General features: G+C 57.1%; 6 protein-coding genes. All 6 read right to left on the bottom strand.

Features of this window, described 5'->3' with window-relative positions:
- Positions 1 to 3: 3 nt before the first annotated feature.
- Entirely contained in the window at positions 4 to 3,729 is a 3,726-nt protein-coding gene (locus PHQ58_RS15520) for a response regulator (protein ID WP_300112412.1), read from the bottom strand.
- Positions 3,730 to 3,801: 72 nt separating this feature from the next.
- Positions 3,802 to 5,643, bottom strand: a complete 1,842-nt coding sequence (locus tag PHQ58_RS15525; RefSeq protein WP_300112414.1) for an ATP-binding protein — start codon at positions 5,641 to 5,643, stop codon at positions 3,802 to 3,804.
- A 6-nt stretch (positions 5,644 to 5,649) separates the two neighbouring features.
- The gene (locus PHQ58_RS15530; RefSeq protein ID WP_300112416.1) at positions 5,650 to 7,737 is read right to left on the bottom strand and encodes an ATP-binding protein; all 2,088 of its coding nucleotides are present in this window, start codon (positions 7,735 to 7,737) and stop codon (positions 5,650 to 5,652) included.
- Between the two features lie 30 nt (positions 7,738 to 7,767).
- Complete coding sequence (locus tag PHQ58_RS15535; RefSeq protein WP_300112418.1) at positions 7,768 to 9,963, bottom strand: EAL domain-containing protein; 2,196 nt, start codon at positions 9,961 to 9,963, stop codon at positions 7,768 to 7,770.
- Positions 9,960 to 11,414, bottom strand: a complete 1,455-nt coding sequence (locus PHQ58_RS15540) for a diguanylate cyclase (protein WP_300112420.1) — start codon at positions 11,412 to 11,414, stop codon at positions 9,960 to 9,962. The genes PHQ58_RS15535 and PHQ58_RS15540 overlap by 4 nt, the downstream gene beginning before the upstream one ends.
- The gene (locus PHQ58_RS15545) at positions 11,411 to 11,773 is read right to left on the bottom strand and encodes a response regulator (protein ID WP_300112422.1); all 363 of its coding nucleotides are present in this window, start codon (positions 11,771 to 11,773) and stop codon (positions 11,411 to 11,413) included. Before PHQ58_RS15545 ends, PHQ58_RS15540 begins: the two co-directional genes overlap by 4 nt.
- Position 11,774: the final 1 nt, after the last annotated feature.

Below are 11,774 nucleotides of genomic sequence, written 5' to 3' on the forward strand. Positions count from 1 at the left end.
TTTCTAATTCAAAACAATGTGCGCAGCAACGGCTGCTTCCTGCAAGGTCACCAGCGCCTCTGAAAAATCAAAGTTTTGCACTTGCGTTTGCAATGGAATGAAGGTGTCAGCCAAACCGGCGTGCAACAGTTTGCTGTGGGATTGCAGCAGTTGCTCAGCCTCGATGCTGTTGGCACGCAGCAGGTCTGCCAGCTCAATACAGACCAGGCTCAGCTGCTTGGGGTCGACCGCCTGATGGCTTGAAGAAGCCGCTTCATTTAAAGGTAAAACAAGCTGTAGAGCATATTCCAAATGCGCAAGATGCTTCAAAATTGGTAGCACAAAAAGCTTCAGGTCGAGGGCCACTGAATGGCCGTTCCGGCCCGCAAGGGTAATGTCTGAGCGTGTAATGCCCGCCTTTGCCAGGTCGGCAGCAACAAGCTGACTCAGCACTTGCTCCAGCTCGGCACTCAAGGCACCGCACTCCGTGGCGCCAATGTTGCCGGCCACGCCCTTGAGGCTATGCACCAAGCGCTCGGCATCGTCAAACCGACCTTGGTCGAGCGCGCTTTGCAGCTGCGCTGGCAAGGCTTGGATGCTGCGCAAAAACTTGGCCAACAGTGTGGTGTAAAGCGTTTGGTTGTTGGCGCACAGGCGCAGGCCCAAGTTTGTATCAATGCCGGGAATGGACAACAACTGAACCCCGGCCATCGACTTATCACCCCACTGGGCCAGGCAGGCGAACAGGGCATCAGGGTCGATCGGCTTGGCCAGGTGGGCGTTCATGCCTTCGGTCAGGCAGCGGCTGGCCTCTTGGGCGCTGGCGTGGGCCGTCAGGGCGATGATCGGCAGCTTCTCAAAGCGCAGCTGCTGGCGCAATGCCAGCGTGGCCTGATGCCCATCCAGCACCGGCATTTGCAAATCCATCAGCACCAGGCTGTAGGGTAAAGGATCAGGAGCCGCGTGCAACAAATCCAGCGCCTGCTGACCGTTACCTGCCACAGTCACATGCACACCAAATGAAGCCATCAACTCACGGGCAATTTGCTGGTTGATCTCGTTGTCTTCCACCAGCAGCACGCTCAAGCCCGCAAGTTTGTCATGGTGGTCCATTGGCAAATTGCCCATGCTCAAGGCGATCGGGTACGGGCGAATGAGGCCCGCCAGCGTGTCCCACAGCCGGGACTGACTTACTGGCTTGTCCAGAAAAGCGTTGACCCCAACCGCGGTACCCTCGGTGCGCGCCTCATCCGCGCCAAAGGCCGTCACCAGCACCACCGCAGGTTGGTGCGCCAGGGTGGTGTCTTGCACAATGCGCCTGGTGGCATCAAGACCATCCATGCCCGGCATCTGCCAATCCATCATGACAAGTTCGTAAGGGTCGGCCAGATCAGCACCGCGCAGGGCGCTTAAGCCCTCGGCCCCGCCCGCCACCGCGTGCGCTCGTAGCCCCAAACTGGTCAACTGCTCGGTCAAAATTTGTCGTGCGGAATCGTTGTCGTCGACCACCAGGACACGCATGCCATGCTCAGTTCGGGCGGGTAAGGGCACGCGGGTTTGCTGTGCCGACTCACCGAACCAAAGGGTGGCCACAAAGGTACTGCCCACATCGGGTTCAGAACTAACCCTGATGTCCCCGCCCATCATCTCGACAAAACGCTTGGAAATAGCCAGCCCCAGCCCGGTGCCACCAAAGCGCCGGGTGGTGGAACTGTCTGCCTGGTTGAATGAGGTGAACAAGCTCTGGCATTGCCGCTCGGTCATGCCAATGCCGGTGTCGCTCACGCTCACTTGCAGTTGCACCCGGTTGGCCGCATCGGCCTGATCCAAGCTGTCAATCAGGCGCGGCATTAGCGCGATGCCCACCTTGACCTGGCCTGTTTCAGTGAACTTGATGGCGTTGCTGATCAGGTTGGTCAGCACTTGCTTGAATCGGGTGGCATCGCCCAGCAAGGCCTGCGGGACGCCTGGCTGCACATGAATCAAAAATTCAAGATTTTTCTCACGCGCTTTTTGCGCCACTAGCGTGCTCACACTGTCCAGCACGTTGTCTAGCCAGAATGGCACAGACTCCAGCGTCATCTTGTCGGCTTCCATTTTGGAGTAATCCAGAATGTCATTGATGATGCCCAGCAGCGCTTTGCCTTCACTGTGGATTTTTTTCACATAGTCGCGCTGTTTATCGTTCAACGCAGTTTTCAGCGCCAAGTGCGACAGGCCAATGACAGCATTCATCGGGGTGCGAATCTCGTGGCTCATATTCGCCAAAAATTCACTCTTGGCGCGGGTCGCTTCTTCAGCCATGTTTTTGGCGTCTTGGGTCTGCACCACTTGCACGTGCAGTTCTTCGGCCTGGTTGCGCAGTTCTTCTTGCTGAACCGTGAGCTCTTCTTCAGACTGCTGCAACTCATGCGCCTGCGCCAGGGTTTGGGTGAGCAACTCACGGGTGACACGGTTGCGCTCCAAAATTTCCAGATTTAACGCCACCAGAGGCAGCAACTCGTCCAGCAAAGCCTGGTGGCGTGCATTGAAAGCCCCCACACTGCACAGCTCCAGTACCGCCATCACCTGGTTGCTGCCGACACTGATCACCGGGGTGATCAACACATTGCGCGGCTGGGCATCCAACAAGCCAGAGGTCAAGCGCAAATGCGATTGCGCCACATCCGTCAAAGACAGGGGTCTGGCTTGGCTGGCGCACAAACCCACCAGTCCCTGCCCGATGGCAAAGCTCTCTGGCACATTCTCCGCATGGGTCACACCGAAAGAACCTGCCAACCCATAGTGCTGCGGGGTGGCTTGCCACACATACATCAGGCTGGCTTGGGCACCCACCAAATTGCCCAACTGCGTCATCAAGGTGCGGGCAAACTCGCGCTCGTCTTCAATACGCAAAACGCTGGCTTCCACATCAGCAGCACTGGCTTTGACCCACCGCTGGGTCTCCACGTCACGTGCGGCTTGCTGCAGCACAGTGATGGAGCGGGCCATGTCGCCGATCTCATTGCCAAAATCAGTGTGTGGTACGGCTTGATCCAACTGGCCTTGGGCCATCCCGTCCACACTGGCGCGCAACCGCTCAATGGGGCCACGCACCGATGCTGCCAGCAACAAACCCACGCCTAAGCCGGCCAGCAAGCCAATCAACAGCAGGGACAGGCTCAGGTGTTCGGTGCTGCGGGCAAACTGTTGTGCATCGTGCCACGCCTGCAACGCACCTGCTTCCTTCTTCTTGACCAACTCGGCCATCAGCCGGTCGCTTTCTGTAAACACCGCCACGTTATGCGCTTTGAACAGTTCCGTCGCCGTGCCATTGACGCTGAAGTGAGCGTTGTCTGTCACTTGGCTCAAAATATGGTTAACACTTTCCAGGTACAGCGTCACGCTGTCCTGCGTGGCGACCAGCAGGCGCTGATTTTCATTTTCCACAAAATGCGGTTTGCTTTGTTCAATACTGTGCAACAGCAACTGGCGCGCAGCGCTGAGGTCCTGATGCGCTTTGAGGCGCTCGCCGGCATTGGGCGCCAGCAGCATTTGCCGCAGTGCGCGGCCCACTTCCATCAAATGGATATTGGCCTCCTTGATGGCCGATATACCCAGCACTTCCAACTCATACATGCGTCGCACCTGCTCGGCTTGCTGGCGCGCGCTGTAAATCGCCTGGGCACCAATCACCACCGTAAGCCCCAACAGCAAACCAATCCCCCAGCGCAGTTTGTTACCCAGCGTAAGGCGCTCAATAAAGTTCATGATTTTGACGTCCGACGATGTCGGTCACTTGTTGGCTAGCCATTTTGAACAGTTGGGTCAGTTGCACAAAAATCAGTTGAGGTCTGCCGGGCGGGTATCAGTCACACGACGCAGCAGCGGATTAGCAGCAAAACCGTCTTGCAGCGTCGAATAGGTGGGCAGGCACAGGCACACAGAGGTGCCCTGGCCAGGTGTGCTGGTCAAGCTGAGTTGGCCACGGTGCAGTTCAATGATTTCTTTGACGATGCTCATGCCCAAGCCAGTGCCCAAAATCTTGCCCGAGGTGTCGGCTCGATAAAAACGCTCGCACACACGTTTGAGTTGTTCTGCGGTCAAGCCAATGCCGTGGTCAGTAACCGAAATGTTGACCCTGGGTGCCTGGCCCACGGCGTCTTCAACCGCAGCTTTCACATGCACCGCCCCGCCCTGGGGTGAATATTTATAGGCATTCGAGATCACATTGAGCAACGCCTGGCGCAGTTTGCCGGCATCAGCCATCAAATACAAAGGAGACAGAGGCAGGTCCAGCTCCGGGGCGTTGCGCCCAGAAGGCAATTGGTAACCCTTGATCAGATCACATAGCAACTCTTGTAGGTTGACCTGGGTGTAGCGAAAGTCTTTGTCGCGCCGGGCTTCAATGCGGGCCAGGTCAAGCAGCTCATTGAGGATGTCGGCCATCAACCTGGACTGCTCGTAGATGGTGTTCAAGAACTCCTGTTGGGTGGGTTCATCAAACTTTTCATGCAGCAAAATTTCTGAAAAACCAAAGATGCTGGCCATCGGGGTGCGAAGCTCATGTGCGGCGGTGGCCAAAAATTCGCTCTTCATGTGGTCAACTTCGGTTTCGACCGTGACATCGCGCAAGTACAAAATTTGCGACACCTGGCCGGTGGTGTTGCTGCGCAAGCCTACTTGCAACACCCGTTTTGTGGGCAAGGCCAGTTCAATCAACTCACGCTTTTCGGCTCCGCCGTGCAGGGCTTGGTCACGCAAGGCGGCGACACCAACAAACGGGGTGCCCGGCGCGCAGCGCTGTGCCAGCCAAACCGAAAAATCGTGCTCACACAGACCCGCCAACTGTTGCGCGCCTTGGCCGGTCAATTGGGTGAACGCCGGGCTGATGTACTTCACGCGTTTGTGCGCATCAAATGACACAAAGCCGTCAGGGCTAAGCTCAAAAATGGCATTGAGCTGTTCGTTGCGTTCCTCAATCTGGCGGTTCGCGTTGTCTGTTGCGCGTTTGGCTTGGCGCAGGCTTTCTGACAACTCCTCCAACGCCAGGCGCTCACGCAACTGGCGCCGCTGCCATAGCATCAGAGAGGCAGCAGCTAACAATAACAAAGCAAGCTGCACGGCGGTAAGCGTCAAAATCTGGTTGTTCTGTGACAGCAGTGCAGCTTTTTGGCGCTCCACGGTTTTGGCAATCAAGGAATTTGCAGACAAGCTCAGTGCCTGCACGTCAGGGCCCAACGCGTTGTAGCCGTCCAGTAGTGCAACCAATGTAGCCTTTTCCAAAGGGGTTTGCACCAACGCCTGATCCGTGCTTGCGATCAATGTGTCAACTTTTGGCAAGGTATCTTGGTACGCTGGCAACTGCAATAAATCGCCCGTGCTGGGGTTGTCGCGCAACAGGTTGAGCCGGCTGATAAAGATGTCATAGCGCAGGCTCAGGGCGTCGGCATCGGGTGGTGTACGGCTGTTGATGCTGCTATCAAGCGTTTGACGAAAACGCAAAAATTCGCGTTCAAACTGAAATACCAAGGTGCTGACCATGTCAGCCTGCAAATTGTTGCCAGCCAGGATGGCCTGGCGCTGGGTAAGTTGCAACACCAGCAGCACGGCCATCACCAATGCCATGCTGACGGTGCCCAGTGCCGGCCAGGTCAAGTAACGACGGTTTTGCAGCTGCACCATGAAAAATCAGCGCAAGTCCGCCGGACGCGAGTCAGCCATGCGACCGCTCGGCGTGGTGTGAGTCGGCAAACACAGCCACACAGACGTGCCTTGGCCAGGCGTGCTGTCAATGCTGAGTTGGCCGAGGTGCAGCTCAATGATTTCTTTGACGATGCTCATGCCCAAACCGGTGCCCAAAATCTTGCCCGAGGTGTCAGCCCGATAAAAGCGTTCGCAAACCCGTTTGATTTGCTCTGGGGTTAAGCCTATGCCATGGTCAGTGATCTCAATGCACACCATGGGCGGCTGCCCGGCAACATCGGGAACCCAGGCTCTGATTTGCACCGAACCACCGTTGGGCGAGTATTTGTAGGCGTTGGAGATCACATTCAGCAGCGCTTGGCGCAGTTTGCCCACGTCGGCCATCAAGCAAAGTGCTTGTCCTGGCAAGTTGAGCTCAGGCACACTGCGCCCGGCGGGCAAGGGGTAGCTCTTGCCCAGATCAGTCAGCAGTTCGTGCAATTCAATCTGGGTGTATCGAAAGTCTTTGTCACGTCGGGCTTCAATGCGCGCCAAGTCAAGCAGTTCATTGAGTATGTTCGCCATCAGCTTGGACTGGCTGTAAATGGTGTCCAAAAACTCATGCTGGGTGGCACTGTCAAACGCCTGATTCAGCAAGATTTCGGAGTACCCCAAAATACTGGCCATCGGCGTGCGCAGTTCGTGTGCAGCGGTGGCCAAAAATTCGCTTTTCATGTTGTCGACTTCGGTCTCGCGGGTCACGTCGCGCAGGTACAAAATTTGTGATACCTGGTTTGACCCGCTGCAGCGCATACCCATCTGCAACACGCGCTTGTGGGGTGCATTGAGCTCAATCACTTCACGGTGATCAGGTCGGCCACTTGACACTTGTGCACGCAAAGCGGCAACGCTCACGAAATCTCTGTTGGGCGTGCAACGCTGCGCCAACCAAGCTGAGAAATCGCGCTCGTCCAGGCCCTCTAGCTGCTCTTCGCCCTGGCCGGTCAATTGTGCAAACGCCGTACTGACGTATTTGACGCGTTTGTGCACATCAAAGGACACAAAGCCATCTGGACTCAATTCAAAAATGGCGTTGAGTTGCTCATTGCGCTCTTCAACCTGCTGCTGCGCCCGCTGGCGGATACCAAACTCCCGGCGCAACTGGCGCAAATAGCGTGTTAACGCAGCAGCCAGCGCCAGAATCAACAAGCTGACCATGGCCGCTTGCAGCCATAGCGCTTGTTTGGCGCTGTTGTGGTTAGCCAGCAGGTAATGGGTATCCAGGCCATCCACCACCACCAGTTGGTAACCGGGTATCTTGCGGTAAAAATACAACCGGTCAATGCCGTCGACTATCGAGCGATTACTGTAGCTCCCCTCAAGCTGGCCCTGCGCCATGCGCGTAAACATGGGCGCACCGGCGGCGTTGGCGCCTACATCTTCCTTGTCGCCGACCCTGCGCACGCGGGCAATGCCGTCAAGGCCATACAGCGCCACCACACCCTGGCTGCCCAATTTGAGATCGCTGTAGAAATGATTGAAATAGTCCACCGCAATCGACACCACCACCACGCCCGCAAAGTCACCGTTGTCGCGGGTGATGCGCCGTGTCAGCTGAATCGACCACTCGCCGCTGGCACGCCCAAGCACCGGCTTCGACACAAACAGCTCGCCGTTGTCGGCAGCCACATGCACCTTGAAGTGCTCGCGATCTGACAAATCAAGCTTGCCGGTAACGGGCAAGTTGGCCAACACATAAATACCGCGCGCATCAATGATGCCAACCTGCGGAAAAATTTCGGCGTCAATCACGCCCTTGCGCGTGAGCTCAGCCAGATCGAGTTTGTTGCCAATTTCAAGATAGCGCGATTGGATGAAGCGAATCACCTGGTCAGCACCGCGAAACGTGCGGTTGGCATGCTCCTGTCTGACGCGGGTCAGGTTGGCCAAATCGTGCTCGGCAGTAGCAATTTCTTTGTCGTGGCTTTCATTGACCAGAGCAACCACATGCCACCAGCTCAGCCCCAGCAACACAGCAGCGGCAAGCCAAAGCAAGATCAACGTGCGACGGTAGTTGGTGGCAATGGTTGACATGGTGGTTACTTTGGCTTTAAACAATGCACTTCAAAGGGGCAGCGCTGGCGAGACTGGTTTGAACTGGGCCAGCAGTGCTTGCGCCGTCATGGGGCGACCCGTGAAGTAGCCTTGAATCAGGTGACAGCCCTGGTTTGTGAGCACCTGGTATTGCTCGCTGGTTTCAACGCCTTCTGCAACCACTTCCAATCCCATCGCCAGACCCAAACTGACGAAGCATTGGCTAATGGCTCGTGCATTGAGGCTGGTGGCCAAATCACGCACAAAGCTCTGGTCAATCTTGAGGCGGTCTACCGGCAGCGTATGTAGGCGTGACAGGCTTGAAAATCCGGTGCCAAAGTCATCAACGGCAATCTTCACACCCAGCGCACGCAAGGACTGCAAACGCTGCTGTCCGTCAGACTCGCATAGCAGTGCCTCGGACTCGGTGACCTCTAGTTCCAGCAGGTGCGGAGCGATACCGGTGGCCAGCAATATCTGACAAACCCGATTGGGAAAATCGGGGTCATTCAATTGCCGCGCTGACACATTGACTGCCATGGTCAGTTGGTGCAAGCCAGCCTCCTGAAACTGCTTAAGCTGGCGACAAGCGCTGTCAAGCACCCAATCACCCAGCGGCAAGATGGCACCGGTTGCTTCTGCCAGCGGTACAAAGGTCAGCGGCAACACCGAGCCCAGCGCGCCGTGGGTCCAGCGCAGCAAGGCCTCACAACCGCACAGGGCCCCACCGGCCGTCACTTGCGGCTGGTACACCAAGTGCATCTCATTGCGCTCCAGGGCCTGCCACAAGTCATGCCCCAGATTGGCAACACCGTTAAGGTCGCCCCTGCCTTCATGCAGACAGAAGTGATTGCCACCAAAGCGTTTGGCAGCGTACATCGAGCGGTCGGCGTGCTTCAGCAATGTCACCATGTCGCCGCCGTCTTGCGGGTATCTGGCACAGCCAATGCTGGCCCCCACCAGCAACTTGTGCCCACCAACAATGATCGGCGCGCCGAGCTTGGTGAGCACAGTGCTGGCGATCGACTCAACATCTGCCGCACGCACCGCGCCTTGCAGCATGATGACAAACTCGTCACCGCCCACGCGGGCGGCCGTGTCACCCTGACGCACTGATTTCTTAAGTCGCCGGGCAACCTCTTGCAGCACCTGGTCACCGACCTCATGGCCAAACTTGTCATTGATGGGTTTAAATCGGTCCAGGTCAATAAATAGCAGACTCAAACCCAAGCCGTCACGCTGGGCCTGACTGAGAGACTGGGCCACCCGGTCTTCCAACAGGCGGCGGTTCGGCAGGCCAGTGAGTGTGTCGTGGTATGCCATGCGCGCGAGTTGATCGGTGTCCACGCGCTGGTGCGCGCCGTCTGCAAATACCGAAAGGTATGCCAGCGTGTCACCGGTGACATTCTTGACCGCTTTGACTGTCTTCCATTCGGGGTAAATCTGGCCACCTTTGCGACGGTTAAAGAACTCGCCAGACCAGCTCCCCAGCGTGCTCAATTCACTCCAAAAAGACTGATAGAAGGCGTCGTCGTGGCGACCTGCGCTCAGCAATTCAGGGTTGCGTCCGATCACTTCGCTGGCCTCAAAGCCAGTGATTCGAGTGAACGCGGGGTTGGTGGCACAAATGGCTGCACTGGCATCAGTGAGCAACAGGCCGAACCCGCTGTCATTGAGCAAATTAAATTGTTGCAGCGCACTCAGTGCGTCTGGCATGTCTGGATTAGCGGGGTGCAAAAGCCAGAAAAATTCAACCTTGGCGTAGGTTTGCAGCGGAACAATCAGCACATCAAATTGGCAGATGCTGTCAACCTCAACCCCGTCATATAAACCAATTTGGCATTGCAGTATGGCGGAGCTACCGTTCATGTAGACCAGCTGCGCCAACACGGTGACAAGCGTTTGCTGCTGTGCTCGCGGCACCAATTGCATCAGGGACAGGCCACGCAAGCCAGGCCCCGGCGCGCCCAGCAACGGCTCGGTGCAGGCGTTGACCTGGGCGATCATGCCACTGCTGTCCGTGACCAGATATGGGGTAAGTCCCTCGCGAATGCCAACCAGCAGCAGGTCGTTACTCAGGCTGGCGCGACCTTGCGATTGCAGCACGGCCTGGTAGCGTGCCTGCACTCGGCTGTGCTGCTCCATCAGCTCCTGCATGTCTTGCGCGTAGCGGTACAGCTGGTTGCGCAAGTCATTGGGCGCAGCGCTCGAAGGGTGTGGTGTCATTGAAGTTGCTCGGCAGAAAAGCTCAGGCGCGCGCCAAGATGTTTGGCATTGCGAAGCGCTGCTTCGGCGTGCCTGAACACGGAGGCCACATCGTCGCCGTTTCGTGGAAAAGCTGCGCCACCAAAGCGGATGCCCAGGTCGAATGGCTCCCTGCGGCTTAGAAATGGGGCATTCAGCTGGATGGTGATGGCATTGGCGACGCTTTCTGCGTCATTGCGGTCAACCACACCAGGTAAGAGAATCACAAATACGCCGCCGTCAAGTCGGGCCACCGTGTCGGCGCGACGAACAGAGGTCTTCAGGCGTTCACTGACCTCGCGAAGTACTTGGTCGCGGAGGTCTGCGCCAACTTTGTGCTCGATTGCGAGAAGCTGGCTCAGCTCAAGCAGCAACACATACATGCCGGTCTTTTTACAGCTTGGGTCCGCCATGGTCATGGTAAGGCGATGTTCGAGCAGTCGACGGTTTGGCAGACCAGTCAGTGGATCGTGGTAGGTCAACTGCGGCATTTTCCCGGTGCCATGGTCATGGTCATGGTCATGGTCATGGTCATGGGACGACTTGTCGTCATAGGCAGCCAGGTAGCAAATGGTGTCGTTGATGTCATTCTTGACCGCCTTGACGGTGGTACGCGAAAAGAAAATCTCGGCGCTTTTCCGACGGTTGAAAAGTGTCCCGCTCCAGTGGCCGTTGCTGTTTAACTGACGCCAGAATATTTTGTGAAACTCTGCGTCCTGCAGCCCCGCGCCAAGCTTGCTTGGGTTTTCGCCCTGGAGTTCAGTGGCGGCATGGCCAGTGATATGGGTCATTGCGTGGTTGACAGCATAGATGGTCGCATCCGCAGCGTTGATGGTCAGCCCTTCGGCACAGGTTTCAAAGAAAGGAAACGTCTTCAGGATGTCGAGTGCGTTGGCCTGGACGGACGCCGCGTGGTCAAGCATCCAGTAAATCCTGACCTGCCCCTGATCACGCACTTGCATGACCAGTGCGTTAAAGCTGCGGGGAATCGCGTGGTGTTCGGTCAGCTGTAAATCAAGCTTGCGTTGGTGAATAGCTCCCATGCCTGCGCCGCTGCCCAGTTGCTCCAGTAGCCCTTGCGTGCTGAGCAACTGTTCGGCTGGCAGCCACGCCAAGATGCTCAGACCTCGGGCTGCCGCAGTCTGGGTACCAAGGATGCTTTGTACAGCCGGACTGATGAATTCGATCTCGCCCAGGCGGTTAGTCGCCAAATACATCGCATCGGGTTGAAGCATCGCCTTCAGAAGCATGTCCTCATGGGCTTCGCCACTGCCAAGGGACTCAAGCACCTGCTGATGGCGCTGCTGCAGTGAGACGTGCTGGCCCATCAAGTCCTGCAAGTCCTGCGCGTAGCGGTACAGCTGATGATGCAAGTCCTCACGGGAGGTCGTTTCAAGCAAGGTGATGCTGTTGGTGGGGGCCGCCTGCCTCATTTCACATGACTCCGCACCCAGGACACCACTTGCAACGGGCTGAAAGGTTTGATGAAGTAGGCATCAGCCCCGCGCTGGCGGGCGTCATCATGATCAGCAGATTGCCCGCGCGCGGTGATCATGGCCACAAGGGTGTCACGCGTGGCAGGGTCGGCCTTGATGGCGTCAAGCACCTGCAGGCCGTCGAGTTCCCCTGGCATCATCACATCCAGCAGCACGACTTTGGGATGGTGGTGGTGAATGGCTTCAAGTGCGCTAGCACCATCCTCGGCCTCGATGATCTGGAACGTTTTGCCCAGCGTGATGCTGAGCAGGCGGCGTATGTCAGAGTGGTCGTCAACGATGAGGATGGTGTGCATG

Source organism: Rhodoferax sp. (genome assembly GCF_028688795.1).
GTDB lineage: Bacteria > Pseudomonadota > Gammaproteobacteria > Burkholderiales > Burkholderiaceae_C > Rhodoferax.

What these genes read in the sequence shown, in the direction of transcription:
- PHQ58_RS15545 (WP_300112422.1), bottom strand. Translation starts at nt 11,773, where the DNA reads ATGCACACCATCCTCATCGTTGACGACCACTCTGACATACGCCGCCTG.
- PHQ58_RS15530 (WP_300112416.1), bottom strand. Translation starts at nt 7,737, where the DNA reads ATGTCAACCATTGCCACCAACTACCGTCGCACGTTGATCTTGCTTTGG.
- PHQ58_RS15520 (WP_300112412.1), bottom strand. Translation starts at nt 3,729, where the DNA reads ATGAACTTTATTGAGCGCCTTACGCTGGGTAACAAACTGCGCTGGGGG.
- PHQ58_RS15540 (WP_300112420.1), bottom strand. Translation starts at nt 11,414, where the DNA reads ATGAGGCAGGCGGCCCCCACCAACAGCATCACCTTGCTTGAAACGACC.
- PHQ58_RS15525 (WP_300112414.1), bottom strand. Translation starts at nt 5,643, where the DNA reads ATGGTGCAGCTGCAAAACCGTCGTTACTTGACCTGGCCGGCACTGGGC.
- PHQ58_RS15535 (WP_300112418.1), bottom strand. Translation starts at nt 9,963, where the DNA reads ATGACACCACACCCTTCGAGCGCTGCGCCCAATGACTTGCGCAACCAG.